We start from the raw sequence: 25,514 nt of genomic DNA, 5'->3' as shown, positions 1-25,514 counted from the left end.
GATGGATACCCTGCTGTTTCTGCTATTGGCCGCCTCATTGCTGGCCTTGATCCTGCGCAAGCGCCAATGGGCCTACGCCTGCTGGGGCCTGGCCTTCGCGCTCACGCTGTACTGGTTCAAGTTCCACGCCACCAGCAGTCTGCCCATTTCGCTGTGAGGAGCCCGACATGACGCACAACCTCACCGACAAGTTGAACCAACTGGGCCTGCTGCTGATCAACCTGATGCTGCTGGTCGCCTTCTACTTCCAGTTCGCCCAGCATGAGCTGCCCTGCCCGCTCTGCCTGCTGCAACGCGTGGCCTTGTGCGCCATCGCGGTGGCGCTGGCCGCCAATGTGCTGCTGGGCGACAAGCCCGGCCATTACGGCATGATGCTGCTGGCCGCCGCCGCCGGCTTCGCCGTGGCCGGCCGTCAAGTGCTGCTGCACATCGCCCCCGGCGACGCCGGCTTCGGCCCGCCCATCCTGGGCCTGCATTTCTACACCTGGGCCGCCATCGCCTTTTTCGCCGTCTTCATCGGCTGCGGCCTGCTGCTGATGCAGTGCCAGCGCGAACACAGCTTCGACCGTCAGCCCCCGGCGCAGCTGGGCCGGCTGGCCAAGGCCGGCGTCGCCCTGACCATGGCCCTGCTGCTGGGCAACGCCCTGTCCGTATTCCTGGAATGCGGGCTGGCGGCTTGCGGAGAAAGCCCGATCAGCTATCTGCTGCTCAATTAAGCCCGCGCCGCGCCGCCGCTAGATCGACCAATCCTCGTCCGGCGCGGCGGCGCGCGCCGCCGGCGCTTCCGGCCGCAGCACCAGCCACAGCGCCAGCGCGATCAAGGCGCCGCCCAGCGCCTGGGACAGCGTCGCCGTCTCTCCCAGCGCCAGCCAGCTCCAGAAAATGCCGAAAGGCGGAATCAGAAACGTCACCGTCAGCGCCTTCAGCGGGCCGACGTCGGCGATCAGTCGGAAATACAAGACATAGGCCAGCGACGTGCACAGCAGGCCCAAGGCCAGCATCGCCAGCCACACCTCCGCCCCCGCCTCCGGCCACCCCAGCGGCTGGGAGCTCGCCTGCCAGGCCATCAAGGGCAATAGCAGCAAGACCGCGCCCAACTGGCTGCCCAGAGCCACCACGCGGCTGTCCAGCCCGCCGCGGTCCGCAATCCAGCGCTTGGTCAGAAAACCGGCCAGGCCGTAACAGGCGGTGGCCGCCAGGCAGGCCGCCACGCCCCACAAAGCCGCCGTTCCCGTCGCCAGCGGGCCCGTCTGCGTCAGCACCGCCACGCCGGCCAGACCGATCAGCACGCCGGCCAGCTTGTTGGCGCTAATGCGCTCCCCAAACGCCGCCGCGCCGATCAACACCCCCATCAGCGGCGTGCTGGCGTTCAGGATCGCGCTATAGCCGGCCGGCAACACCCGGGCCGCCAGCGCGAACAAGAGAAAGGGCAAGCCGGAATTGATCACCCCCAGCAGCAAGGTGGCGGCCAGCTTGCCCTTGAAGGACAGCCCCACCCGCAACAAGGCGATCAGCCCCAGCAGGCCCGCCGCCCCCAGCGCCACCCGGCCAAACGCCGTCGGCAAGGCGCCCAGCGCCGGCGCGGCGATGCGCATGAACAAAAAGCTGCCGCCCCACAAGGCCGCCAACAACAGCAAACGACTCAAGCTCGCCATTCCCATGATGCCTCTCCCTTCGCCTTGTATTTAACTTTGCTAAACCAGATACTGAAATCATCAACCGCATAGATGCCGCAAACAAACGATTTTTCCTGCCTGACAATTTAGAAAATCTAAACTCATATGCCCAAACCGCCGCTGGAATCCCTGCGCTTCTTCGAAGCCGCCGCGCGCCGGCTCAGCGTCAAGCTGGCCGCCGAAGAACTGCACGTCACCCCCGGCGCGGTCTCCCAGCAACTGCGCAAGCTGGAAGACTGCCTGGGCCAGCCGCTGTTCGAGCGCCGCGCGCGCGGCCTGACGCTCAACGCCGCCGGCCGCGACTACCTGGCCGCCTGCCGGCAAGCGCTGGACCTGATAGACCACGCCACCGCGCGGCTGACCGGCGCCCGCCGCGTAATCCTGCTCAGCTGCACCCCCTCGTTTGGCGCGCAATGGCTGCTGCCCCGGCTGCAGGGCTTCATGCGCGAGCACCCGCGGATCGACGTCCACGTCAGCACCGGCAACCGCGTGGTCGACCTCGCCGCCGAAAACATCCACTTCGCCGTGCGCCACGGCCTGGGCGATTACCCCGGCCTCAGCGCCTGCAAGCTGCTGGACGACGAACTGACGCCGGTATGCGCGCCCGCGCTGCCGGCGCGGCTGGACGCCCTCGGCGGCGAGCGGCTGCTGCACGACGAACACCGCGGCGACTGGCGGCTGTGGAGCCGCGCCGCCGGCCTGGAACTGGACTGCGAACAAGGCGTGGTCTGCGTGGACTCCAACGCCGCCATAGAGGCCGCGCTGGCCGGCCGCGGCTACGCGCTGGCGCGGCGCTCCTTGCTGCAAGCCGAACTGGCCGCCGGCCGGCTGCGGGAACTGCCGGCGCCGCCGCTGCGCAGCGCCCTCGCTTATTACCTGATACACCGTCCGGATCTCATGCGCGACCCGGAAATGGGCGTCTTCAAACAATGGCTGCTGGAACAAGCCGCGGCGACCCAAAACAAAAGCCCGCCGGACGGCGGGCTTGTTGCGCAACAGCGTCTTGGCTAAGGGCTTACAGACGCACGTTCTCGATGCGGGTCACATGCGGCGGCTTGCCGCCCAGCGGCTGGTAGATGTACACCGCCACCAGATGCGGCTGCGCGCCGGGATACACCACCTCCGCGCTGGCCAGGAAAATATAGTTCTCTCCGGCCACCACTTGCGTGGACACCGCCAGCGGCACGTATTTCACGCCCAGCAAACCTTCCGTGGCCTGATGGAAAACCTTGCGGTCTTTTTCATCCACCGGCTGGAAACCGGACCAACCACCCAGCAATTGTTCAGACATGATCATGCTCCCGTAATGAGTTATCCAACACTGGAAACAACACGGAGCCCGCTTCGCTTGCCCCGCCCAATGCCGGTATAGCAAGGGCTTCCGCGCCAGGGCAAGGCTTTAGTTATTACTACGTAATTCATATTTCAAACTAAATTCCCATTTATCATTTTCATATCGCCAAACAGACTTTGGCCAGCCGCTCGGCGTCGCCGGCCAAGCCGCGCTCATATGAAAAAAGCCCCGCGCGGGGGCTGGATTCATCATGGGCATCGCGTCAGCATACGGACAGACGCGCAGCGTAAAGCGGCTCTCAGAACGTGTTTACGATCTCGCGAGCTAAGGCGAGCCAAGGCGAAAACCGCTGAGAAAGCGGAATGTACACACGGCATATGAGCATTTCGAAGCGCTACTCGCCGTGCCGCGCCTCACGACGCGCAGCAAATCGTAAACAGGTTCTCAGAAATTCAAAGCCCAATCCGGTTGCAAGGCCTTGATCAAGCCCGGCGGCAGACGCTCGCCCTCCACCAGCAAGGAACACTCCAGCGAGAAATGCCGGGGGTCGGACTTGGAGGCCGTCAACAACAAACGCGGCACGTCCGCGTACTGCTGCTCGGGCTTGATGGTTTTCCACGCGCCCTTGTCCCATTGGCGGTACAACGTACAGACGCCGCCCTTTTCCTTGTCGCAGCTGAATGTCAGATCCGGCCGCTGGGCGACGAATTGCTGGAGCGTCATATCCCGCTGCCCCAGCAAGCGGAAACCCCAGTTATAGGACTCCAACACCCCGTTGACGTCCATCGGACCATTGGTGTTGTGGAAGTGTTCTTCCACGTAATCGCGCAAGGCCCACTGCGGCGTCAACGCCACCGGCTGATCGATGGCGGAATGGCGCAGCAGCGACGTCAAGCCTTCGGACGCGCCGCTGACGTCCTCCTCCATCTCCAGCGCCTGATCGCGGACAGGCTGCATCCGCAACGCGGCGCGGCCGTTTTCCACCGTCACCGGCAGGCCGGGAACAGCCTTGCCGGGCTGGGCGATGTAGCGAAAGAAACTGCCGTCGCAATTGAACATCTGGCGCAGCGCCTCATCATCGGCATGGGCGTGCAGGCTGAGCAACATCAAGAAGGGCAAGCATTTTTTCATTGGCTTTGAACAGAGCTTTTTAGGAAGCCGACGATGCTAACATAGAAATTACATTTTCATTTTTGACTGTATTTACAAGTACATACGCATTCATCATCCATTGCCGCCCAATGAACGCGCCCGCCCGGCCTGAAGCCCCCGCCCTGCCTCGCCGCCTCCAAGCAACCGTATTCATGCCTAGACCAAAATGAGCTTGCAGTCTGACAACTAGTTGTCAATAATGGCAACCGGTTGTCAAATAGAGAAACCCCATGTCCACCCAACAAAACCATCGCCCTCAAGACATCACCGAGCTGATGTTGCTGATCTTCCGCCTGAACGGCGCCCTGCTGGAAAGAGGCGACCAACTGGTGGCCCACCTGGGCATCAATAGCGCGCGCTGGCAGGTGCTCGGCGCGGTGGGCCTGGCCGACGGCCCGCAAACCGCGCCGCAAATCGCCGCCCGCATGGGCATCAGCCGCCAAGGCGCGCAAAAACAGCTGTACAAGCTGGTGGAGGAAGGCTATTTCGACGTGCTGCCCAACCCCCAACACGCCCGCTCTCCGCTGTACCGACTGAGCGCCAAGGGCGAACGCACCGTGGCCGGCACCCAAGATTGCCAGGCGCGGTGGACCGCGCAACTGGCGCAACAGCTGCCCGACGCGGACTTCGACGCCGCCCGCCAAACCCTGCAACAACTGCTGCGCGTGCTGGAGACGCTCAGCCCGCCCATTGGAGAAGAGAAATGAACCGCTTCCTCAAACTCATCCACTTCATCGCGCTGGCCCTGTTCCTGGGCAGCATTCTGGCCTGGATCGTGCTGTCCGAAACCGCCCCGGCCGCCCCGGCCCTGCTGGCGCAGACGCGACAGTACATCCATATCGGCACCTGGGCGCTGACCGTGCCCGGCCTGTGGCTGATGTTGATCAGCGGCCTGCTGCTGGGCTACCGGCGTTACGGCCCGCGCAACCGCTTCTTTCAGCTCAAGCTGGGCCTGACGCTGCTGATCCTGCTCAACGCCAGCTTCGTGGTGGTGCCGGCGGTGGACATGGCCAATCAACTGGCCCAAGCCGCGCTGCTTGAGGGTGCGGGCGGCGAGCTGGGCGCGGACTTTCAGGCCGCCACCCTGCGCGAGGCGATAGGCGGCGGGCTCAACATCCTGCTGATCGTGATCACCGCCGCCGTCGGCGTTTGGCGACCCGGCGCTCGCGGCCGCTTCACGGCGGACGGCCATGGCGTCAACGCAGGCGCTGCTGTAAAAACTCGATGAAGCGCTGGGTCTTGGCCGGCAGCAAACGGGTTTCCGTCAGCGCGTACACCGGCACCGGCGTGCCGTGCCAGCCGGGCATGATCCGGCGCAGGCCGCCGCTGGCCACCTCGTCCGCGACAATCTCCGCCGGCATCAGCACAATGCCCATGTCCAGCGTCGCCAGCCGCTTGGCCAGGCCTATGCTGTTCAAGGCGAAGCGCCCGCCCGCCGCAACGGCGAGCTCCCGCCCTTCGCCGTGGAAGGTCCAGGCGTCGGGCTTCAGCACGCTCAGGCACTGATGCCCCGCCAGCTCCGCCGGGCTTGCCGGCTCGCCCGCGCGGGCCAGATAGCCGGGCGAGGCGTACAGCCCGGGCGTCAGCGCGCCCAAGGTCCGCGCGATCAATTGCGAACTTTCCGGCGTCCCCATGCGCACCGCCACGTCGAAAGGCTCGCTCACCAGATCGACGCGCCGGGGAGTCAGGTCCAAATCGAAATCGATGCCGGGATGGAGCCGCGCAAACTCGGCGATCATCGGCGCCAGATAGGTCACGGCGAAATCTACCGGTAGCGAGGCGCGCAACACCCCGCTGGGCTGGGCCAGCATCTCGCCCAATTGCTCGTGCGCCAGCCGGGCCTCGTCGACGATGCGCCGGCAGCGCTCGTAGTAAAGCAGCCCAGCCTCGGTCAGCTCTATCCGGCGAGTGGTGCGGTGCAGCAAGCGCAGCCCTATCGACTTCTCCAGCGCGGCAATCCGCCGCGACAGCGTGGAGTTCGGCACCCCGATCGCCTCCGCCGCATTGCGGAAGCCCTTGGCCTTGACCACCTCGACGAACAAAGCCATATCGTTTAGCAATTCCACATCATTGCTCCAAAAATGGATCAGTATTATCCAAAATACCCTATTTATCTCACAAATAAAGCCGGCGATGATGAGAGCACCCCACCAATAGGAGAAAGCGCAATGAACACCGTATTCGACCCCGCCCGCCTCGCCGGCCTCACCCTGAGCAACCGCCTGGTCATGGCCCCGATGACCCGTTCCCGCGCCCAGGCGGACGGTAGCCCGAGCCCGCTGGCCGCCCGTTATTACGCCCAGCGCGCCGGCCTCGGCCTGATCATCAGCGAAGGCACCCAGCCGTCCGACGAAGGCCAAGGCTACCTCGCCACCCCCGGCATCTACACCGACGCCCACGTCGCCGGCTGGAAACACACCACGGACGCCGTCCATGCCCAGGGCGGGCGTATCTTCATCCAGCTGATGCACGCCGGCCGCATGAGCCACCCGGACAACACCCCGCGCCATGAGCTGGGCGTCGCGCCCTCCGCCATCGCCCCGGGCGCCGGCATGTTCACCGCCACGGGGATGCAGCCGATTCCCAGCCCGCGCGCGCTGAGCACCGAACAAGTGCGCCAGACGGTGCAGGACTTCCGCCACGCCGCCCGCCGCGCCATTGAAGCCGGCGCCGACGGCGTGGAAATCCACGGCGCCAACGCCTACCTGGTCCAGCAATTCCTCGCGCCCAGCGCCAACACCCGCGACGACGAATACGGCGGCTCCCTGGAAAACCGCGCCCGTTTCGCCATCGAAGTGGCCACCGCCATCGCCGAGGAAATCGGCCCGGACAGAACCGCCATCCGTCTATCGCCCGGCCTGAGCATCTGGGGCATAGATGAAGGCGAACAAGGCCCGGCGCTATACCGCTATCTGGTGAGCGAACTGAACAAGCTGGGACTGGCCTACCTGCACCTGATGCACCTGGGCGACGAGGCCTTGCTGGCCGATCTGCGCCAACGCTGGCAAGGCGCGCTGATCCTCAACCGCCCGGGCCGCCCGCGCGAGCAGATCGGCGCCGATATCGCCGCCGGCCTGGCGGAGCTGGAATCCTACGGCGCCATGGTGTTGGCCAATCCGGACTTTGTGGAACGGCTCAAGCGGAATGCGCCGCTGAACGAGGCCGACAAGAACAGCTTCTACGGCGGGAACGAGCAGGGTTATACCGACTACCCCGCCCTGAGCGACGCGCAGCCGGCTTAGAGCCTGTTTCAATAGGACGATGCGGCCTTGAAAGCCGCGCATCCAAAGCGCCCCAAGGCCCATCAACAGCCTTCCGCGTGGGTATCGCTGCGCTCCTCCCACCCTACCCATGGCGAGCGGCCGCTTCCAGGGAGGGAGACGCCGTAGGCGATACCCGCCGGCGCGCTCTGCGTTCCGTGACGGCGGGCCATGGAAGCGGTTCGCGCTCCAAGCCGGATGGCTCTCCGGATGGCTTTAATGATCCGCGCACAAGTGCCGCTGCAACCAGCGCTTTACCACGGCGGCGTTGGGATGGGCGTCTCCGCCTTTTTTGAAGGTCAACACATAGGCGTTATCGGTTTGCAAAGCGCTCGGAAACGGGGAGCAGAGCGAACCGTCTTCCAGCAGCCCTTGCACCAGCCGCTGATCCGTCATGGCAATGCCCGCCCCTTGCAAGGCGGCTTCAATCGCCAATTCATCCAGATTGAAAAAGATTTGCGCCTGCGATGGGTCCAGCCACAGATTCTTGCTTAAAGACCAGCGCTCCCAATCCATGCCGTTCATCGAACCGTGCAGCAGCGTATAGTCCGGCAATTGCTCAAGCCGGGTCGGCAAGGGCTTGGCGCACACGGATTGCGGATGACAGACCGGAATCAGGGATTCGGCGAATAAGAGCCAATCCTCCTGCGTGATTGCCGCGGCGTCCTTATAACTGACAAAGGCGTCGTATTGCGCCAAGTCGCCATAAATCAAATCGGTTTCCGTCTCCACCGCCAAACTCATCCCAGGGTTATCCGCGGCAAATTGATTCAGCAGCGGGATAAACAGCCTCATGGCCAATGAAGCGTAGATCTTCAAACGAAACGGCCTGATTTTTTTGGAATAGCGCTTCTCCACATTGCCCAGCTCGCGAAAAATCAATTCCGCCGAATGCAGCAGCCCCACGCCCTCCGCGGTCAGCTCGATCTTGCGCGCGCTCCGCTTGAACAAAGTCACGCCATAATGTTCTTCAAGCAATTGAATCTGCCGGCTGACCGCGCTTTGGGTCAGATGAAGCCGCTCCGCCGCCGCCGTGAACGAGCTGCACTCGCTCAACACCAGAAAGGTTTGCAAGGACTGAATATTGGGCGGACGAATGATCATGAGCATGAAATCCCGGAATGATAGGATGAAAACAAATTGTTGGTCATGGCCGCAAACCGCTGCTTACACTAGAAAAATCGGCAATACCCCATAAGCAGGGCAAGCAATGAATCAATGCGGCTGGATTGAAACCACGGAATCAAGCAAGACCTTCCCCAGCTTGAACAAAAACCTAAAAACCCATTTCCTGATTATCGGCGGCGGAATCTCGGGCATTTCTTGCGCCATCAATCTGGCCACGCTAAACCCCTCCGCCCACATCACCCTCGTGGAGCGTCAATTATTGGGACAAGGGGCCTCCTCGCGCAACTCCGGCTTTGTCGTCTGCCATGAAAAACCCGACGACGGCGAATATTGGCGACAAGCCGGGTTTGAAAACTACCGGCATGAAACCCGCTTCGGCATGGCCGCCAGCCAACTCCTTGCCCAATACATTGAACAATTCCACATAGACTGCGATTACGACGCCGCCGGTTATTACATTGGCGTGAGCGATATCAGAAAAATGTCCAGCCCCGCGCGCCTCCTGGAAACGCTGGAAGCCGTGGGCGCGCAAGCCACGCTATGCCAGGGCGCATCGCTCGCCCATGCCTTGGGCACGGACTTTTACCAGCTGGCCATACACTGCGCAGGCGGCAACGCCCTGATTCAACCCGCCAAATATGTCCAGGGCCTGTTGGCCGCCTTGCCCGCCCAAGTGGAGGTGTATGAGCAGTTCAACGTCAGCCAAATTCGGAGCGGGTCGCTTGGCGCGCTGGAGGCCCATGGCAACGGGCGGGTCATCCGCGCCGACCATATCATTGTTTGCGCCGGCGCCTTCGCCGGCAGAGCCGGCCTCCAAGGCGCGCACGTGCTGCCGCTGGAGCTCAGCGCCTCCTTGACCCGGCCCTTGAGCCCGCCGGAACTGGCCGCCATCGGCAACCCTCGCCCCTGGGGCATGCTGTCCGCGGCTCTGACCGGCGCCACCGTCAGGCTGACGCGGGACAAGCGCTTGATGATACGCAACACCCTGGAATTCCGTCGCCGGGATCTGGCCGCGGCGGACTTGCACGCCCGACGCCAGCGCCATCTATCCGGCTTGCAGCGGCGCTTTCCCTGGCTGGACGAGCAGGCCATCGCCTTTAGCTGGTCCGGCCACCTCGGCGGCACGCGCGGCGGCAGGCCCTTGTTCAAACAAATGGCCCCCAATCTGTTCGCCGTGTCCGGCTGCAATGGCTCCGGCCTGGCGCGCGGCACGCTCTGGGGCAAGCTGCTGGCCGAATACGCCTCGGGCGTTTCCAGCGAGATGCTGACCCACGTCCTCGCCCACGGTTCGCCGGGCTGGCTGCCGCCCAGGCCGTTTCTGGACATCGGCGCCAGCCTGAAAATCGCTTACGAACGCTTTAAGTCCAGCAGTGAAATCTAAGCAAGGAGACGCATCATGGAGAAATGGACAACACGATCAAGAACCGCCCTCGCCCGCGCCGGCCTGCTGCTGAGCGGCTTGCTGGCCGCGCCCGTTCATGCAGGCGAAATCCTGAACGTCTACAACTGGTCGGACTACATCGCCAAGGACACCATCGCCAATTTTGAAAAACTGCAGAACGCCAAGGTGCGCTACGACAATTACGACAGCAATACCACCTTGGAAGCCAAATTATTGCTGGGCAACGCCGGATACGATGTGGTGGTGCCCACCTCCAATTTTCTCGCGCGGCAAATCAAGACCGGCATCTACCAGAAGCTGGACAAGAGCAAGATAGGCAATCTGAAGCATCTGGACCCGGTGCTGATGAAGCTGATTGAAGGCGCCGATCCCGGCAACCTCTACGGCGTGCCCTGGGCTTATGTGACCGTCGGCATCGGTTACAACCAGCAGAAAGTCAGCCAGGCGCTGGGCAGCGACGTCAAGATGAACTCCTGGGCGGTTCTGTTCAACCCGCAATTGGCGGCCAAGGTGTCGAAATGCGGCTTGTCGGTGGTCGACGGGCCGGTCAACGTCTTCGCCGCCGCCTTGCAATACCTGGGCCGAGACCCGAGCAGCGCCAACCCCAAGGATTACGAGGACGCCTACGCGCTGCTCAAAAAGGTCAGGCCCTATATCTCCCGCTTCAACACCTCCGGCTACATCAATGACCTCGCCAACGGCGATATCTGCGTGGCCCTGGGGTTTTCCGGCGATGTCTATATCGCCAGCAAGCGGGCCAGCGAGGCCAAAAAGCCCTATTCGATCCGCTTCGCCAACGTCAAGGAAGGCGGCTTGCTCGCCTTTGACGTGATGGCCATCCCCAAGGACGCCAAGAATCCCGCGCTGGCGATGAAGTGGGTCAATTATATCGAGGACCCCAAGGTGAACGCGGCGATCACCAATGAAACCTTCTACCCGACGGCCAATAAGGCGGCGCGCAAATACGTGAACCCGGCCCTGCTCAACGACCCCATCCTTTACCCGCCGGAAGCCGAACTGAAGAATATGACCCTGATCAAGCCGCTGCCCCAATCCATCATGAGCTTGCAAAGCCGGCTGTGGTCACGGCTTAAGATCAACAAGTAAGCCTGACAAAGACCTAAGAACCTGTTTACGATCTGCTGCGCGTTGTGGAACGTTACACGGTGAGTACCCCTTCGAAATGCTCATATACCGTGTGTACACTCCGCTTTCTCAGCGGTTTTCGCCTTGTCTCACCTTAGCTCGCGAGATCGTAAACACGTTCTAAGCAGAAACCCGCCTCGCGGCGGGTTTCTTCACTCAAGCTTCCGGCGGCTCAGGGCTTGCGCTTGCCCTCCAGCCACGCCATCAGATCCCGGCTGCGCTGCAACTGGTGCATCGCCTCCACGTGGCGGTACAGGTTCAACTGCCGCCCGGCCACGCCCAGCAAGATCTCCAGATAGTTGAAAAAGCCGCGGCGCAAGCCGTTGCGGTGGCTGCGGTCGCTGTGATCCATATCCCTGGCAATGCGCAGCAGCAGGCCGCGGCCGGCGTCCAGCTCATTGCTTTTCAGCCACAGCGCCAGGTGCGCGGCGTACTGGCGGCCCAGCATGCAGGCCTCGGCGTAATCCTCGGGTTCGGCTGGTTGCCAGTAATGCGGATGATTGCGGCCCGGAATGAAGCGGACAAAAGGCAGGCGGGTTGCCTTGGTTTCCACGGAAACACAGCGGTACTGCGAGCGCCGCAGCGCCGGCTGTTGCGGGGGAACGCTGTCCTGCTGGACGGCGGGATCCTTGGAATGGGATGGAGTGGATTCGATGTTGGGCATCGGACGGACTGACTTCGCCATTGCAACCTCCTTGAATGAAGGGCCTGGCCGATAGACGCGGCAAGGCGGGCACATGACAAGGCTGGTCTCACCGGTATCTTGGTCCGGCGCGCCCATGGGGCACCCCTGCCATGGCCCGCCCAGATTTTAGGCAAAGCAATAGCAACCGGACACGAAAATGCCGCTTTCGCGGCGTGTCCGCCAAGATACAAACTCAGGAGACCAGTCCCGGCGCTGTTTGTGTGGCAGCGCGGGGACCATTGTTGGCTAGATGGCGGGGGGAGTCAAGCGGGGGCGGTACAACAAGAGAAGTTTCCCTCTAACGCAACCTGGCTCTAATTGAACAGCACAGGCTCAAATAAAACCCCACACATTTAATTCACAAAACCTAAAGAAAGCAACACCCTTATGAATGCACTTATCCTAGAATTACAAATAAATATCAAAGCTATTTTCGACGCCTTCTCGGCGGTTGAAGCGGAATAATTGGCTGATAGGCCTTAAGCCCTTCATCCCCTGTCAATAGCTTTACTTCATAACCAATATTTGCATAATAATTAGCCACATCAATAATCATCGCATCACCAAGACTAACTTTTCCCGCAGCCTTCTCTGGCCAAGACGCAGCAAGCTCCAACAACTTGTCCTCACCCCACAGCACGTCTTGCTGCCTAAATGCAGCCCAAGGCTCATTCTCATTCACCGACTTAGAAATAAGAGTACAGAACTCCACAGCACATTCATAACGATGGTTTGGTGCTTGGCTTATATGATTACCTGTCTCTATAATTGCAGCCAGCGGCAAAACAAAGGTTGCCCCAGCGCACTCCTCAAGATATACATCTATACGTTCTTTATTCCACACATCCCCAAGAGGACCGCATGTCTCTTTACCCGAGACTCTTAGCCAACAACACAATATTGACGTATCAAAAACAATAACCTTTTTCAATTCCCACCCCTCAGCATTTTCTCTATCATCCCAGATGCCGACAACTTTCCAATTGAACCAGATGAGATCATCTTCGCAAGAGGCTCAAGCTCTTCTAAGGGTGTAATTTTGCTATACGAGGAGTTATCCCGATGAGCAACCATAATATATGGTATCCCCGTTGGGCCAATAGCATCTAACAAGGCAGGGTTATGCGTAGTAAACAGAACATCTACTTCGTTCTCACCCCCAATTTGCTGAAGCATTTTCACCAACAAGCCAGCTCGAGATGGATGCAATCCATTATCAATCTCTTCTACAATTAACAGGCTTCCTCTTGGCCGAGTAAGTAAAGCAGTTGCAATAGCCAAAAAACGTAGAGTTCCATCAGACATACCTCTTGCATCCACGGTATGCGACTGACCGCTAGAATTCCACGCTTCCTCACAATACAACATCGCATCAGCATTAAACTTCCCAACTGTCTCCGCATAAATCCTAGAGATATCTTTTTCAGGCAGTTCCCTCAAATACTCGGATAGTTTTTTTTCGACATCCGCCTTATCAGGCAATGCGGCGATAACTCCCGCAATATTGGACGCATCATTTTCAAGCTTATCTGACAATGCAGAAAACCCTCTCATATGAGACGGAATTGGATCCAAAACAAAAACACTCATCAAGCAATCTTGAACTATGCTAATACCTTCATTTATCTCCTGGCGTGTCACCTGTTGAGCCAGCTGAGAAAGAATAGAACTAGATTTTCCTACTTTTTTTAAAGATCCACTTTTTTCATTATATAATCTAGCATTAATAAAAGGATCATCTTCCTGGCAAGGGTCAGTCCAATATAAATTTATTTCGTAAGGATTATTCCTCGTTGTAGGCCTATACTTTATTCTTTTCAGACTCTCGCGAACCAGCTCACACTTATTATCAGCAACCATTGCCTCAATACTGTACACATAGTCCGTCCTGACATCTGCAGGACTTTCACACACCACTGTAATAGTAAATTTATTATTTGGCTGCAACGGAGCCCACTCAAGCCCTCCTCGCACACCTGCAATAGCCCCCTCACCCTTAAGTGCCGAGGTTAAGGACATGCCCTGAGCTATTCTATTTAAAAAAGAAATAGCATCTAAACAATTGGATTTTCCACTTGAGTTGGTTCCAATTAAGGTTGTAATTTTATCTATAAATATTGAGGAGCTCTTAAAACTCTTCCAACTCTCCAATCGAAGCTCTTTTAGCATTAAGACCCCCTTAATTAAATTAACAAACCCTACAGCAAGGCCAAATTAAGAAAACACCAACAAAACATTATCCACTTTTTCATCGTAAACAACAAAACTGATGCCACTCAAAAACCACATAACCAGGATACTAAAAATGCCCACCTAACGGTGGGCATTTTTGATTAATCTAACCGGTCATCCCAGCTTGGCCAACTGCACCTTGATCTTGTCCAGCTTGTCGTTCAACTCGGCCAACTGCGCCTTGTCTCGCTCCACCAGGTGGGCCGGGGCTTTGTCGACATAGCCCGGCTTTTCCAGCTTGGCGGTGAGCTTGGCCAGTTCGGCTTCCGCCTTGCCCTGCTCCTTCGTCAGGCGCGCGGTTTCCGCCGCCTTGTCCACTTCCACCTTCAGCATCAGGCGGGCGTCGCCGGAGATGGCCACCGGGGCGTCGTCTTCCGGCAGCGCGGCAACGATGGAACCTTCGGTCAGCCGCGCCAGCAGTTTCAGGTAGGGCACGAAGTCCGCCACCGTGGCGTCGCCGGTTTCGATGAACAGCGGCGCTTTGACGGCCGGGCCGATGCCCATTTCGCCGCGCAGATTGCGCACCGCGTTGACCATGTCCTTGAACGCGTCCATCCGGGCGTTGGCGGCGGCGTTGATCTTGCCGGCGTCCGCCACCGGCCACGGGGCCAGCATGATGGACGGGGTGGTCTTGGCGTTGGCCAGCGGGGCCACGGTCTGCCACAGCTCTTCGGTGATGAAGGGCATCAGCGGGTGGGTCAGGCGCAGCGCCACTTCCAGCACGCGGACGATGGTGCGGCGGGTGGCGCGCTGCTGGGCTTCGTTGCCGGTTTGCAGCTGCACCTTGGCCAGTTCCACGTACCAGTCGCAGTATTCGTTCCAGATGAATTCGTAGATGGTCTGGGCGGCGATGTCGAAGCGGTAGGTTTCCAGCGCGTTGGTGACGTCGATCTCGGCCTGTTGCAGGCGGCCGATGATCCACTGGTCAACAAAGGAGTATTCCAGCGGCAGGCTTTCGTCCTGACCACAGTCCTTGCCTTCCACGTTCATCATCACGAAGCGGGTGGCGTTCCACAGCTTGTTGCAGAAGTTGCGGTAGCCTTCGGCGCGTTTGAAGTCGAAGTTGACGCTGCGGCCCAGAGTGGCGTAGCTGGCCATGGTGAAGCGCAGCGCGTCGGTGCCGTAAGCCGGGATGCCTTCCGGGAACAGCTTTTCCGTGGCCTTGGCGATGGCCGGGGCTTTTTCCGGGCGGCGCAGGCCGGTGGTGCGCTTGGCCACCAGCGGTTCCAGCGCGATGCCGTCGATCAGGTCCACCGGGTCGATGACGTTGCCCTCGGACTTGGACATCTTCTTGCCTTCGTGGTCGCGCACCATGCCGTGGATGTAGACGTCGCGGAACGGGACCTTGCCGGTGAAGTGCTTGGTCATCATGATCATCCGGGCCACCCAGAAGAAGATGATTTCGTAGCCGGTCACCAGCACGTTGGAGGTGAGGAAGGCGCGCAGTTCGGGGGTGTCTTGCGGCCAGCCCAGGGTGGAGAACGGCACCAGGGCGGAGCTGAACCAGGTGTCCAGCACGTCTTGTTCGCGGCGCAGGGTCTTGCCCGGCGCTTGCGCCTGGGCGTCGGCTTCGCTGCGGGCCACGTAGATATTGCCGTCTTCGTCGTACCAGGCCGGGATTTGGTGGCCCCACCACAGTTGGCGGCTGATGCACCAGTCCTGGATGTTCTTCATCCACTGGTTGTAGGTGTTGACCCAGTTTTCCGGGATGAAGCGCACTTCGCCGCTTTCCACGGCTTCAATCGCCTTGGCGGCGATGGATTGGCCGGTGGGGTCCGGATTGCCGTCTTTGTCCAGCGCCACTTTGTCCATGGCGACGAACCATTGGTCGGTCAGCAGCGGTTCGATCACGGTGCCGGTGCGGTCGCCGCGCGGAACCATCAGTTTGTGCGGCTTGGTGTCCAGCAGATAGCCCTGGGCTTGCAGGTCCGCCAGCATGGCTTTGCGCGCGTCCTGGGTGCTGAGGCCGGCGTAGGCGGCCGGCAGTTCGATCACGCCCTGGGCGCTGCCGTCGAAGCCGAAGATTTGCGCCTTGGCCAGGATTTTGGCTTCCAGGCTCATCACGTTGATGAGCTGGGTGCTGTGGCGCTTGCCCACTTGGTAGTCGTTGAAGTCGTGCGCCGGGGTGATCTTGACGAAGCCGGTGCCGAACTCTTTGTCCACGTATTCGTCCGCGATCACCGGGATCTGGCGGCCGGTGAGCGGCAGTTCCAGCTGCTTGCCCAGCAGGTGCTGATAGCGCTCGTCGTCCGGGGCGATGGCCACGGCCACGTCGCCCAGCAGGGTTTCCGGGCGAGTGGTGGCGACGGTGACGAACTCGTCGCTTCCCACCACCGGGTATTTGATGTGCCACATGTGGCCGTCTTCTTCCTCGGAAACCACTTCGAGGTCGGAGATGGCGGTGCCCAGCTTGGAGTCCCAGTTGGACAGGCGCTTGCCGCGGTAGATCAGGCCTTGTTCGAACAGGCGGACGAAGACTTCAGTCACCACTTCGGCGCGGGTGTCGTCCATGGTGAAGTATTCACGGTCCCAGTCCACGGAGCAGCCGACGCGGCGCATCTGGCTAGTGATGGTGCCGCCGGACTGCTCTTTCCATTCCCACACTTTGGAGGTGAAGGCGTCGCGGCCCAGGTCGTGGCGGTTGACGCCCTGCTCGGCCAGTTGGCGCTCCACCACGATCTGGGTGGCGATGCCGGCGTGGTCGGTGCCGGGCACCCACAAGGTGTTGTCGCCCTTCATCCGGTAATACCGGGTCAGACCGTCCATAATAGTCTGATTGAAGGCGTGGCCCATGTGCAGGGTGCCGGTCACATTGGGCGGCGGCAGCTGGATGGCGAAGGACGGTTTGGCGGTGTCCATGCTGGGCTTGAAGTAGCCGGCCTGTTCCCACTGATCGTACCAGCGACGTTCGATGTCGCCGGGTTCAAAGCTTTTGGCAAGTTCCATGGTGATGAATCGTAGTTCTTCTAGAATGGAAAAAATGGGTCGATTATACCCGGTTTTGGAGTGTTCTCCGAGAGCCGGCGCGGGCGGATCAGGCGGTAGGCAAGGGATATGCGGACGATGAGCGAAGAAACGCGCGTTTTGGTGATTGAAGACAGCATGGTGTTGATCCGCCCCTTGTGCCGCATGGTGGAGGAAATCGGCCTTACGCCGGTGCCGGTGTGTTCGCTGCTGGAGGTGCGCGAGGCGCTGACGTCCGGCCAGCATTTCCTCGCCGCGGTGGCGGATTACAATTTGCCGGATTCGCCCGGCGGCGAGCATTTGCCCTTGCTGTTTCAAGAGGCCATCCCCACCATCGTGCTGACTTCGCGCACCGACGGCGAGGTGCGCGACCGCATCTTGCAGCTGCCGGTGGTGGATTACGTCAGCAAGGAAAGCCCGGCGGCCTTTGATTACGTGATGCGGATGCTGACCCGCATCCGCAAGAATCCGGGCATCAAGGTGTTGGTGGTGGACGATTCCGCGTCCTACCGCCAGTTTCTGCGCGAAAACCTGGAGCGCCACCGCTACCAGGTGCTGGAGGCGGAGGACGCCAAGCAGGCGCTGGAGATTTTGCACCGCGACAAGCACATCAAGCTGGTGCTGAGCGACAACGACATGCCGGGCATGGACGGGGTGCGGATGACCAGCACGATACGCCGCTTCCTGGATCACGACCGCCTGGCCATCATCGGCATTTCCGGCAACCAGGACCCCACCATGACCACGCGCTTCATCAAGGCCGGGGCGGACGATTTCCTGCAAAAGCCGTTTAACTTTGAGGAGTTCTTCTGCCGCGTCACCCGCAATGTGGAGTTTGTGGAGAATCTGGAATCCCTGAAGGAAACCGCGGACCGCGACCCGCTGACCAATTTGTCCAACCGCCGGCATTTTTTTGAGCAGGTGATGCAGTTGAAGAACGGCTACGGGGTGGCGGTGCTGGACATCGATCACTTCAAGCGGGTGAACGATCAATACGGCCACGATGTGGGCGATCAGGTGATCTGCAACACCGCGCGGCTGATGGAGCAGTTTTTCCCGGACGGCATCGTGGCGCGCTTTGGCGGCGAGGAGTTCGTGATTCTCAGCCCCAGCCCCATCGAGCTGGACATGGTGTGCCGGCTGGAGAGCCTGCGCCTGGCGATAGAGGGCTGTATTCTGACCACCGCCAAGGGCGGGCTGCGCTACACGGTGAGCATAGGCGTGGCGGCGTCCGACATGCCCGAGGTCAGCCGGCTGCTGAAGCTGGCGGACGAGCGGCTGTATCACGCCAAGCAGCACGGCCGCAATCAGGTGTGCGGCGGCTGAGAGCCGGTTCACAATCCGCTGTGCGCCGCGAGGCCGGGCGCGGCGGCCCGCCCCCGCCCGAATGGCCAGTTCGGCGTTTTTTTGCGCCGGGACGCCGCCTATAATGACATCGCTTTTTCCGTTCCTCGCGCGCGGCCCCGCGCTTCTCCCGGAGCCGGCGTTTCAACCGGACATCCGCCATGAGTCATCATCACCCGCACGGTCCAGGCTGCGCCTGCTGCACTCTTCCCTTGTTGGCTCAGCTGCACGATGAGCTGTTTGAGCGGCCGGACTGGCAGGACGAGGCCAAACGGCTGATCCGCCAGCAGGAAAAACGGTTGTTGCCGCCCTCGCCGCCGCAGACGCTGATCATTTACGGCGGGCCCATCCATACCCTGGCCAGCAGCGGGAGGCAGACGGTGGACGCCGTCGGCATCGCCAAGGGCCGCATCGTGGCGACGGGTTCGCGCGAGGAGGTGCGGCAGGCCATGGCCGCCGCCGGCCATAAGAAACCGGAGGAGATGTCGCTGGAAGGCGGCACCCTGCTGCCCGGCTTCGTCGATCCCCACATGCACATCCTGCCCAGCGCCTTGTTCTCGTCCTGGCAATACGTGGGCGCGTTCTCCGGCCAGACGCTGAAGCCGGATTACAACATCGCCGGGGTGGTGGACACGGTGCGCGCGGCGCTGGCCGACCCCAAGAAACAGCAAAAGGCCAAGGACGGCGCGGCCTGGGTGCTGGGTTTCGGCCTGGATCCCTCGCTGATGCGGGAGTGGACCGAGCCGGATCTGGACTGGTTCGCCCAGTTTGGCGATCAGACTCCCATTTTCCTGATGAACGCTTCCGGCCATATCGGCTACGCCAACGCGCCGGCGCTGGCCAAGGCCGGCATCAGCCTGGAGTGCAAGGGCGTGCTGGTGGAGGAACAGGTGCTGCAGATGATGCCGGCGCTGCCCTCCCCGTCCCCGACCACGCTGCTCGCCAGCATCAGCCAGGTGCTGCACGGCGCGGCCAAGATGGGCAACACCACGCTGTTCGACGCCGGCCTGGGTTCCGGCAAGGGGGTGTTCGAGGTCTTGCTGCTGGACCTGGTGGCCCAGACCGCGCTGAACCCGGTGCGCATCGCCGCCGCGCTGTTTTCCAACGAGACGCGGCAGATGGACGAGTGGACGCGGCTGTTCCGCCCGGACCTGGACGGCATGGAGGACAAGCGCTTCAGCATCAAGGCGCTGAAACTGGTGTCGGACGGCTCCAACCAGGGGCTGACCGGCTATCAGACCGAGGCCTATAAATGCTATCCGCAGCACCAGGTGCCCAATGTGCCGGCCACCGGCCTGTTCAATTTCCGCCCGCCCAGCGCCTTTACCCCGCATTTGCGGCAGGCGGTGGAGCACGGCTGGCCGGCCATGGTGCACGCCAACGGCGACCGCGCCATCGACGAGGTGCTGCAGGCTTACGAGCACGCGCTGAATCACCCGTCCGCGCCGCTGCGCCCGGATTGCGCCGGCGCGCGGCTGCGTCATCGCATCGAACACGCTTCGCTATTGACCGACGAGCACATTTCCCAGATGGCGCAGCTGCAGTTGTCGCCCAGTTTTTTGATCGGCCACGTCGGCTATTGGGGCCACGCCTTCCAGCAGACCATTCTGGGCGAGGCGCGCGCCAAGCTGCTGGACCGCTGTCTGTCCGCCAAGCGCGCCGGCCTGCGCATCAGCCTGCATTCGGATCACTTCGTCACCCCGCTGGGCGGCTTGCGCATGATGGAGCAGGCGATTTTCCGCGCGATGGAGGCGGCGCCGGAACAGGCCGGCGGCAAGCCGGCGCTGAATCCGGCGGAACGGCTGGACCGGCTCAGCGCCTTGCGCGCGGTGACGCTGGACGCCGCCTGGCAATGCCATATGGACCACGTCGTGGGTTCGCTTGAGCCGGGCAAGCTGGCGGATCTGGTGGTGCTGGAGCAGGACCCGCTGGACCCGGCGGTGAGCAATCTGCGCGATATCGCGGTGCTGCAGACCTGGCGCTCCGGCGCGCCGGTGTATCTGAACGCCAAGCTGGGTTGCGCGACGGAGTCGGCGCCGCCGGTCTGAGGCGCGCGGCGGCGCAAGGGCCCGGCGCGGGCCGGGCCTTGCTCAGCTTTTGTCAGCCTGGCGCCCTTGCCATCGGCATACAATTCGCCCCGTGCGCGGCGCCGCCGCGCCGTCCCGACGCCATGCACAGGAGCGCCCATGTCCCTTCCCCATCAACCCGGCTGCGCGTGCTGCACGCTGCCCCGGCTGTCCACCCAGCTGGACGCCTTGCAACATCACAACTGGACCGAAAGCCTGTCCGGCCTGATCCGCGTCGCCGCCGAGCGCGCCAAGCTGGCGCTGCATCAGGACGCGGCCATTTTCCACGGCGGCCCCATCTACACGCTGCAAGGCGGACAGTCCGGCCGGGTGGAAGCGCTGGGCGTCGCCCACGGCAAGGTGGTGTCGGTGGGCAGCCTGCGGCAGGTAGAGGCCGATATGCAGGCCCAGCCGCGCGCGGAGCGGATCGATCTGCGCGGCAAGACCCTGCTGCCGGGCATGGTGGACCCGCATATGCACATCCTGCCCAGCGCGCTGTACCGCAACTGGGTCAATCTGAGCCCCTTCGAGGATCAGATCCTGCGCCCGGGCTACAATCTGGGCTGGATTGCCGAGAAGCTGCGCAACGAGCTGACCGCCCGGCACGGCCACGCGCGCGCCGACGCGCCGCAATGGCTGACCGGCTTTGGCGTGGACCCCTCTCTGATGACGGAATGGCAGGAGCCGGATCAGCCCTTTCTGGACCAGATCAGCACCGAGACGCCCATCTTCCTGATCAACGCCTCCGGCCACCTGGGTTACGCCAACTCCCCGGCGATGAAGCTGGCCGGGCTGGACCCCGACACCAAGGGGGTCACCACCGAGGCCGACGTCGGCAAGGTGCTGGCGGTGATTCCCGGCCTGGCCGCTCCGCACTTGCTGAGCAAGCTGCAGGAAATCCTGCACGAGGCCGCGTCCAGAGGCATGACCACGCTGTTCGACGCCGGCCTGGGCGCCGCCATGGGCCAGCTGGAAATCACGCTGCTGCGCGCCTTCGCCCAAAGCCCGCTGGCGCCGGTGCGCATCGGCGCGGCGCTGTACTCCAACCAGGACTGGCTGCAAGAGCAGTGGCTGCACACCTTCCAGCCCAATCACATTCCGCACGACGACGACCGCTTCAGCATCCGCGCGCTCAAGCTGATCGCCGACGGCTCCAATCAGGGCCTGACCGGCTACCAATCGCAAGACTATTGCTGCGCGGACCAGCACAGCGTGCCCAATGTCTCTCCGCGCGGCCTGTTCAACTTCGAGCCGCCCATCACCTTCGCCGCCCAGTTGCAGCGCGCGCTGAACGCCGGCTGGCCGGTGCTGGTGCACGCCAACGGCGATCAGGCGGTGGATTACGTGCTGGCCGCCTTCGAACTGGCGCTATACGACGAAAACGCCAAGGACGGCGCGCCCAATCCCAAGCTGGCGCTGCGCTCGCGCATCGAACACGCCTCGCTGCTGAGCGACGCCAGCATCGCCACCATGGCGCGGCTGAAGCTGTCGCCCAGCTTCCTGATCGGCCACGTCGGTTACTGGGGCCACACCTTCAAGACCACCATCCTGGGCCGCGAGCGCGCCCAGATGCTGGACCGCTGTCAGTCCGCGCTCAAGGCCGGTCTGCGCATCAGCCTGCATTCGGATCACTTCGTGTCGCCGCTGGGCACGCTGCGGATGATGGAACAGGCGGTGACGCGGGTGATGGAGGCGGACCCGGAGCGGCAGGCGCTGAATCCGGCGGAGTGTCTGGACCGGCTCTCCGCGCTGCGCGCGGTGACGCTGGACGCCGCCTGGCAGTGCCATATGGACCACATCGTCGGCTCGCTGGAACCGGGCAAACTGGCGGACCTGGCCATCCTGGAACAGGACCCGCTGGACCCGGCGGTGCCGGCCGGATCGCTGCGCGACATCCCGGTGCATCAAACCTGGCTGGCCGGCAAGCCGGTCTTCCACAATCCCAAGACGCACTGAGCGGCGCTATCACGCAAAATAAAACCGGCCGGGATTCCCGGCCGGTTTTTGCGTTCCGCCCTCTTCCGCCGCGCGGGCCGAGAGCGGGACTTCGACTCAATGCGCCACGGACTTGGACATCAGATTCATCACCAAGACCCCGGCCACGATCAGGCCCATGCCTATCATCGCCGGCGCGTCCAGCTTCTGGCCATACATGACCCAGCCGACGATGGAGACCAGCACGATGCCGACGCCGGACCACAGCGCGTAAGCCACCCCCACCGGGATCTGGCGCAGGGTCAGCGACAGCATGTAGAAGGCCAGCATATAGCCGGCGGCCGTCAGCAAGGATGGGCCGATCCGGGTAAAGCCGTCGGAGGCCTTCAGCGAGGAGGTGGCGATCACCTCGCTGACGATGGCGACGGCCAGGAACAACCAGGTTTTCATTCAAGACTCCAGTTCGGCGCAAGGCTTGCCGCCGCGCTCGCGCAGCTTGGCGCGCAGGGCGTCGTACAGCCAGTTGAATACATAAGTGTAAGGCAGGAAGAAGGCGAAGAAGCCCAAATCCAGCAAGAAAGCCTGCCAGTAGCTGACGTTCAGCCACCAGGCCGCCAAGGGCACCAGCATGAACACCAGGCCGCCCTCGAACATCAGCGCGTGCAAGCAGCGCACGCCCACCGTGCGGCTCCAGCCCATCGCCGCTTCCAGGCGGTCGAACAGCATATTGAACACCACGTTCCACAACATGGCCGCGGTGGACATCATGAAGGCCAGCGCGCCCATGTGCAGCAGGCTTTGTTCCATCACCAAGGAAGCCAAGGGCACCAGCAGGGCCATCGCGCACAGTTCGTACATCACGGCGTGGAAGCCTCGCTCCAGCCAGGATTTTTGTTTGTCCATACTATTTCACAATCATGACCGTTTAAAGAATCCGTTCACGATCCGCTGCGCCGCGGCGGGATTGTTGGACAGAGGCTTGAAGACCACTTCGAAACGCGCATGAAGCGCTCGCGCATTCCGCTGTCTCGGCCGCAAAGCCTTGTCTCGCCATGGTCCGCAAGATCGTGAACGTCAAGATAGTCGCTATTCTGATTGGTTTTTCGGATGGTTAAAAAATAATAACCATCGATAAAACCGATACATCAAGCCATGCCGGCGCGGGCGCGGCTCAGGCGGCGCAACAGGCTGGCGCGCAGCCCGTCGTACAGCCAGTTGAAAACAAAGGTATAGGGCAGGAAAAACAGGAAAAAGCCGATATCCAGCAAGAAGGCCTGCCAGTAACTGATCTCCAGCCACCAGGCCGCCAGCGGCACCAGCAGAATCACCAAGCCGCCCTCGAACAAGAGCGCGTGCGCCGCCCGCAACGCCGGGGTCCGCGTCCAGCCGCGCCGCCGTTCCACGCGTTCGAACAGCGCGTTGAAGACGATGTTCCACGACATCGCCGCCGTGGTCATCATCAGGGCCAGCGCGCCGATCTGCGCGGTGTCCTGATTCAATAGCCAGCTGGCCAAGAGCATCAACAACATCACGGCGCACAGTTCGTAAGCCACGGCGTAGAAGGCGCGCTCCAGCCAGGATTTCTTTACTTGCATCGATTCTCCTTGATCCGCCGCGGCGCTTGGAAGCGGTGTGCGACCTGCTGCGCCGCGGCTTGATTGGCAAGACAATGACGCGATTTTTATTGGTTTTTCGGATAGGATAAAGATGGGTTAAATCGGAGAAACCGATATGAGCATGTCGCTAGACGCGCTGGCGGCGTTTGCCAACGCCGCCGAACTGGGCTCGTTTTCCGCCGCGGCGCGGCGGCTGGGCAAGAGCCAGTCCACCATCAGCGAGGCCATCGCCAATCTGGAAATCGATCTGGCGGTGCAGTTGTTCGACCGCGGCAGCCGCCAGCCTGCGCTGACCCAGGCCGGCCGTCATCTGCTGGGCTACGCGCGGCAGATGCTGGCCATAGGCGATGAATTGAACCAGCAGGCGCAGCTGCTGACCGCCGGACTGGAGCCGCGGCTGACCCTGGTCTTGTCCGACACCTACCAGTCATCCCGCTTTCAGGAGGTGACGCGGCAGTTGGAACGGCACTTCGAGGCCTTGGAGCTGGAATGCCTGGTGGGCGAGCAGGACGACGTGCTGGACTTGATCCAGACCGGACGCGCGCACCTGGGCTGCATGGCGGCGCTGGAGCAGTACCCGGCCGATATCGGCCACGCCACGCTGGGCGAGGTCAGCGAAGTGGCTTTGTACGTGGCGCGCAGCCATCCGCTGGCGGCGCTGGAGCAGGTGGACCGGCAGGCGCTGAGCGGCCACCGGGAGTTGCGGCTGAACACTTACACCGAAAGCAAGCCGGACACGCTGAGCCGGCGCTGCTGGTTTGCGCCCAGCTACCTGATGCTGCTGGAAATGGCGATCCTGGGCGCCGGCTGGGCCGAGTTGCCGCGCTGGCTGGCGGATTCCTTCGGCGCCGGCCGCCTGAGCGAACTGCATGCGCCGGGCTGGCCCAAGGCGCGCCACATCGATCTGGTGTGGTCGCGGCGGCGGCCGCTGGGCCTGGCCGCCGTCTGGGTGCGCGAGCAGTTGCTGCGCTCCTGACAAGGCCGCCGCGCGTGACGCCAGGCGCGGCGGACGCCGAGGACTCAGCCGCCGGGCGCGGTCATCGGCCGCAGAATCCACATCGGCGGCCGGCCGGGATGCAGCTTGCGCAGCCGCAAGGCCGGCGGGAAGATTTTTTCCATGCCGAAGCCGAAGGCCAAGGTGCGATCGGCCTGGCTGACGATGTTGCCGGGCTGGGAGAACACATCCCAGCGCTGGCTGGGCAGCGCGGGTTCCGGCAGCAGATCCAGTTGCAAGGGCGAGCCGTCGGCCACTTCATTGGCGGCGATCACCAATTGATTGCCGCTGGTGGCCAGCGCGAACAGCCCGCGGTCGAAGTCGATATTGAACAAGGCGGCGAAATTGTTCTGGAACGGCTGCAGGCTGAGCCGGGAGCCCTTGATCGAATCCTCGGCCACAATGGCGTAATCCGGGAAATAGGCCGAGGTGATGAAATACGAAGTGCTGCTGAAACCCATCTCTTGCTCCTTGCATGAACCCAAAAAGCGGCGGCGAGCCTTAGAACCTGTTTACAATCTGCTGCGCGTTGGCGAGACGGCGTTGAAAACCCCTTCGAAATGCTCATGTACCAACCGTACATTCCGCTTTCTCAGCCGTTTTCGCCTTGTTTCGCCCTT

General features: G+C 62.0%; 25 protein-coding genes. 12 read left to right on the top strand and 13 right to left on the bottom strand.

The genetic code is table 11. The features are described 5' to 3' along the window. The first annotated feature begins 1 nt into the window (after position 1). Positions 2–157 carry a DUF5993 family protein gene (locus ACODSD_RS07925; protein ID WP_158274275.1) on the top strand — a complete coding sequence of 52 codons (156 nt, stop codon included), beginning with the start codon at positions 2–4 and terminating at the stop codon, positions 155–157. A gap of 10 nt (positions 158–167) precedes the next feature. Continuing rightward, the gene (locus tag ACODSD_RS07920) at positions 168–716 is read left to right on the top strand and encodes a disulfide bond formation protein B (protein WP_107799321.1); all 549 of its coding nucleotides are present in this window, start codon (positions 168–170) and stop codon (positions 714–716) included. A gap of 18 nt (positions 717–734) precedes the next feature. On the opposite strand, the gene ACODSD_RS07915 is transcribed toward ACODSD_RS07920, so the two are convergent. Further along, on the bottom strand, positions 735–1,661 hold the full coding sequence (locus ACODSD_RS07915) for a DMT family transporter (protein WP_107799322.1): 927 nt from the start codon (positions 1,659–1,661) through the stop codon (positions 735–737). 120 nt (positions 1,662–1,781) lie between these two features. Here ACODSD_RS07915 and ACODSD_RS07910 point away from each other — a divergent pair, with 120 nt between their 5' ends. Further along, the gene (locus tag ACODSD_RS07910) at positions 1,782–2,687 is read left to right on the top strand and encodes a LysR substrate-binding domain-containing protein (RefSeq protein ID WP_253315460.1); all 906 of its coding nucleotides are present in this window, start codon (positions 1,782–1,784) and stop codon (positions 2,685–2,687) included. A gap of 4 nt (positions 2,688–2,691) precedes the next feature. On the opposite strand, the gene ACODSD_RS07905 is transcribed toward ACODSD_RS07910, so the two are convergent. Further along, positions 2,692–2,967, bottom strand: a complete 276-nt coding sequence (locus tag ACODSD_RS07905; protein WP_107801776.1) for a hypothetical protein — start codon at positions 2,965–2,967, stop codon at positions 2,692–2,694. 447 nt (positions 2,968–3,414) lie between these two features. Then, on the bottom strand, positions 3,415–4,089 hold the full coding sequence (locus ACODSD_RS07900) for a hypothetical protein (protein ID WP_253315461.1): 675 nt from the start codon (positions 4,087–4,089) through the stop codon (positions 3,415–3,417). Between the two features lie 263 nt (positions 4,090–4,352). Between ACODSD_RS07900 and ACODSD_RS07895 the strand changes: the two genes are divergently transcribed. After that, positions 4,353–4,829, top strand: coding sequence for a MarR family winged helix-turn-helix transcriptional regulator (locus ACODSD_RS07895; protein WP_253315462.1), 477 nt, complete (start codon positions 4,353–4,355; stop codon positions 4,827–4,829). After that, positions 4,826–5,350: a hypothetical protein gene (locus ACODSD_RS07890; protein WP_488877124.1), complete on the top strand. Its 525-nt coding sequence runs from the start codon at positions 4,826–4,828 to the stop codon at positions 5,348–5,350. Before ACODSD_RS07895 ends, ACODSD_RS07890 begins: the two co-directional genes overlap by 4 nt. Here ACODSD_RS07890 and ACODSD_RS07885 read toward each other — a convergent pair. Next, positions 5,319–6,188 carry a LysR family transcriptional regulator gene (locus tag ACODSD_RS07885; protein WP_233246673.1) on the bottom strand — a complete coding sequence of 290 codons (870 nt, stop codon included), beginning with the start codon at positions 6,186–6,188 and terminating at the stop codon, positions 5,319–5,321. The two genes, ACODSD_RS07890 and ACODSD_RS07885, sit on opposite strands and share 32 nt — an antisense overlap. A gap of 102 nt (positions 6,189–6,290) precedes the next feature. Here ACODSD_RS07885 and ACODSD_RS07880 point away from each other — a divergent pair, with 102 nt between their 5' ends. Then, the gene (locus tag ACODSD_RS07880; protein ID WP_488877123.1) at positions 6,291–7,364 is read left to right on the top strand and encodes an alkene reductase; all 1,074 of its coding nucleotides are present in this window, start codon (positions 6,291–6,293) and stop codon (positions 7,362–7,364) included. 234 nt (positions 7,365–7,598) lie between these two features. Here ACODSD_RS07880 and ACODSD_RS07875 read toward each other — a convergent pair whose 3' ends face one another. After that, the gene (locus ACODSD_RS07875) at positions 7,599–8,456 is read right to left on the bottom strand and encodes a LysR family transcriptional regulator (protein ID WP_488877122.1); all 858 of its coding nucleotides are present in this window, start codon (positions 8,454–8,456) and stop codon (positions 7,599–7,601) included. A 136-nt stretch (positions 8,457–8,592) separates the two neighbouring features. Here ACODSD_RS07875 and ACODSD_RS07870 point away from each other — a divergent pair, with 136 nt between their 5' ends. Beyond that, positions 8,593–9,891 (top strand): NAD(P)/FAD-dependent oxidoreductase, encoded by a 1,299-nt coding sequence (locus ACODSD_RS07870; protein ID WP_488877121.1) that lies wholly within the window; start codon positions 8,593–8,595, stop codon positions 9,889–9,891. Between the two features lie 15 nt (positions 9,892–9,906). Further along, a complete protein-coding gene (locus ACODSD_RS07865) occupies positions 9,907–11,019 on the top strand; it encodes a polyamine ABC transporter substrate-binding protein (protein WP_488877120.1) in 1,113 nt (370 codons plus the stop codon). A gap of 211 nt (positions 11,020–11,230) precedes the next feature. On the opposite strand, the gene ACODSD_RS07860 is transcribed toward ACODSD_RS07865, so the two are convergent. The 4 genes from ACODSD_RS07860 to ACODSD_RS07845 form a co-directional block, all read right to left on the bottom strand. Then, on the bottom strand, positions 11,231–11,743 hold the full coding sequence (locus ACODSD_RS07860; protein WP_488877119.1) for a hypothetical protein: 513 nt from the start codon (positions 11,741–11,743) through the stop codon (positions 11,231–11,233). A 427-nt stretch (positions 11,744–12,170) separates the two neighbouring features. After that, on the bottom strand, positions 12,171–12,674 hold the full coding sequence (locus tag ACODSD_RS07855) for a hypothetical protein (RefSeq protein WP_488877118.1): 504 nt from the start codon (positions 12,672–12,674) through the stop codon (positions 12,171–12,173). Continuing rightward, on the bottom strand, positions 12,671–13,912 hold the full coding sequence (locus ACODSD_RS07850) for an AAA family ATPase (RefSeq protein ID WP_488877117.1): 1,242 nt from the start codon (positions 13,910–13,912) through the stop codon (positions 12,671–12,673). The genes ACODSD_RS07855 and ACODSD_RS07850 overlap by 4 nt, the downstream gene beginning before the upstream one ends. Positions 13,913–14,089: 177 nt before the next feature. Continuing rightward, on the bottom strand, positions 14,090–16,921 hold the full coding sequence (locus ACODSD_RS07845; RefSeq protein ID WP_488877116.1) for a valine--tRNA ligase: 2,832 nt from the start codon (positions 16,919–16,921) through the stop codon (positions 14,090–14,092). A 117-nt stretch (positions 16,922–17,038) separates the two neighbouring features. On the opposite strand from ACODSD_RS07845, the gene ACODSD_RS07840 reads away from it, so the two are divergent. From ACODSD_RS07840 to ACODSD_RS07830, 3 genes are all read left to right on the top strand, one after another. After that, positions 17,039–18,265, top strand: a complete 1,227-nt coding sequence (locus ACODSD_RS07840) for a diguanylate cyclase (protein ID WP_107801778.1) — start codon at positions 17,039–17,041, stop codon at positions 18,263–18,265. Positions 18,266–18,444: 179 nt separating this feature from the next. Further along, the gene (locus tag ACODSD_RS07835) at positions 18,445–20,331 is read left to right on the top strand and encodes an amidohydrolase (RefSeq protein ID WP_253315470.1); all 1,887 of its coding nucleotides are present in this window, start codon (positions 18,445–18,447) and stop codon (positions 20,329–20,331) included. A gap of 138 nt (positions 20,332–20,469) precedes the next feature. Next, positions 20,470–22,305: an amidohydrolase gene (locus tag ACODSD_RS07830; RefSeq protein WP_253315471.1), complete on the top strand. Its 1,836-nt coding sequence runs from the start codon at positions 20,470–20,472 to the stop codon at positions 22,303–22,305. Between the two features lie 96 nt (positions 22,306–22,401). On the opposite strand, the gene ACODSD_RS07825 is transcribed toward ACODSD_RS07830, so the two are convergent. The 3 genes from ACODSD_RS07825 to ACODSD_RS07815 form a co-directional block, all read right to left on the bottom strand. Then, on the bottom strand, positions 22,402–22,734 hold the full coding sequence (locus tag ACODSD_RS07825; RefSeq protein WP_081544619.1) for a DMT family transporter: 333 nt from the start codon (positions 22,732–22,734) through the stop codon (positions 22,402–22,404). Further along, entirely contained in the window at positions 22,735–23,187 is a 453-nt protein-coding gene (locus tag ACODSD_RS07820) for a multidrug/biocide efflux PACE transporter (protein ID WP_107799342.1), read from the bottom strand. It abuts the gene before it with no gap. A 242-nt stretch (positions 23,188–23,429) separates the two neighbouring features. Further along, entirely contained in the window at positions 23,430–23,879 is a 450-nt protein-coding gene (locus tag ACODSD_RS07815; protein WP_107799343.1) for a multidrug/biocide efflux PACE transporter, read from the bottom strand. A gap of 136 nt (positions 23,880–24,015) precedes the next feature. Between ACODSD_RS07815 and ACODSD_RS07810 the strand changes: the two genes are divergently transcribed. Then, positions 24,016–24,876 (top strand): LysR family transcriptional regulator, encoded by an 861-nt coding sequence (locus tag ACODSD_RS07810; protein ID WP_107799344.1) that lies wholly within the window; start codon positions 24,016–24,018, stop codon positions 24,874–24,876. 44 nt (positions 24,877–24,920) lie between these two features. On the opposite strand, the gene ACODSD_RS07805 is transcribed toward ACODSD_RS07810, so the two are convergent. After that, on the bottom strand, positions 24,921–25,355 hold the full coding sequence (locus tag ACODSD_RS07805) for a hypothetical protein (protein ID WP_107799345.1): 435 nt from the start codon (positions 25,353–25,355) through the stop codon (positions 24,921–24,923). Positions 25,356–25,514: the final 159 nt, after the last annotated feature.

It is taken from the genome of Chromobacterium sp. FG22 (assembly GCF_057809415.1).
This window is presented reverse-complemented; position numbering and strand designations above follow the sequence as displayed.

Excerpts from the sequence above, each read along its gene's own strand:
- ACODSD_RS07925 (WP_158274275.1), top strand. The coding sequence starts at position 2 with ATGGATACCCTGCTGTTTCTGCTATTGGCCGCCTCATTGCTGGCCTTG.
- ACODSD_RS07920 (WP_107799321.1), top strand. The coding sequence starts at position 168 with ATGACGCACAACCTCACCGACAAGTTGAACCAACTGGGCCTGCTGCTG.
- ACODSD_RS07915 (WP_107799322.1), bottom strand. The coding sequence starts at position 1,661 with ATGGGAATGGCGAGCTTGAGTCGTTTGCTGTTGTTGGCGGCCTTGTGG.
- ACODSD_RS07910 (WP_253315460.1), top strand. The coding sequence starts at position 1,782 with ATGCCCAAACCGCCGCTGGAATCCCTGCGCTTCTTCGAAGCCGCCGCG.
- ACODSD_RS07905 (WP_107801776.1), bottom strand. The coding sequence starts at position 2,967 with ATGTCTGAACAATTGCTGGGTGGTTGGTCCGGTTTCCAGCCGGTGGAT.
- ACODSD_RS07895 (WP_253315462.1), top strand. The coding sequence starts at position 4,353 with ATGTCCACCCAACAAAACCATCGCCCTCAAGACATCACCGAGCTGATG.
- ACODSD_RS07890 (WP_488877124.1), top strand. The coding sequence starts at position 4,826 with ATGAACCGCTTCCTCAAACTCATCCACTTCATCGCGCTGGCCCTGTTC.
- ACODSD_RS07880 (WP_488877123.1), top strand. The coding sequence starts at position 6,291 with ATGAACACCGTATTCGACCCCGCCCGCCTCGCCGGCCTCACCCTGAGC.
- ACODSD_RS07870 (WP_488877121.1), top strand. The coding sequence starts at position 8,593 with ATGAATCAATGCGGCTGGATTGAAACCACGGAATCAAGCAAGACCTTC.
- ACODSD_RS07865 (WP_488877120.1), top strand. The coding sequence starts at position 9,907 with ATGGAGAAATGGACAACACGATCAAGAACCGCCCTCGCCCGCGCCGGC.
- ACODSD_RS07860 (WP_488877119.1), bottom strand. The coding sequence starts at position 11,743 with ATGGCGAAGTCAGTCCGTCCGATGCCCAACATCGAATCCACTCCATCC.
- ACODSD_RS07850 (WP_488877117.1), bottom strand. The coding sequence starts at position 13,912 with ATGCTAAAAGAGCTTCGATTGGAGAGTTGGAAGAGTTTTAAGAGCTCC.
- ACODSD_RS07845 (WP_488877116.1), bottom strand. The coding sequence starts at position 16,921 with ATGGAACTTGCCAAAAGCTTTGAACCCGGCGACATCGAACGTCGCTGG.
- ACODSD_RS07840 (WP_107801778.1), top strand. The coding sequence starts at position 17,039 with ATGAGCGAAGAAACGCGCGTTTTGGTGATTGAAGACAGCATGGTGTTG.
- ACODSD_RS07835 (WP_253315470.1), top strand. The coding sequence starts at position 18,445 with ATGAGTCATCATCACCCGCACGGTCCAGGCTGCGCCTGCTGCACTCTT.
- ACODSD_RS07830 (WP_253315471.1), top strand. The coding sequence starts at position 20,470 with ATGTCCCTTCCCCATCAACCCGGCTGCGCGTGCTGCACGCTGCCCCGG.
- ACODSD_RS07825 (WP_081544619.1), bottom strand. The coding sequence starts at position 22,734 with ATGAAAACCTGGTTGTTCCTGGCCGTCGCCATCGTCAGCGAGGTGATC.
- ACODSD_RS07820 (WP_107799342.1), bottom strand. The coding sequence starts at position 23,187 with ATGGACAAACAAAAATCCTGGCTGGAGCGAGGCTTCCACGCCGTGATG.
- ACODSD_RS07815 (WP_107799343.1), bottom strand. The coding sequence starts at position 23,879 with ATGCAAGTAAAGAAATCCTGGCTGGAGCGCGCCTTCTACGCCGTGGCT.
- ACODSD_RS07810 (WP_107799344.1), top strand. The coding sequence starts at position 24,016 with ATGAGCATGTCGCTAGACGCGCTGGCGGCGTTTGCCAACGCCGCCGAA.
- ACODSD_RS07805 (WP_107799345.1), bottom strand. The coding sequence starts at position 25,355 with ATGGGTTTCAGCAGCACTTCGTATTTCATCACCTCGGCCTATTTCCCG.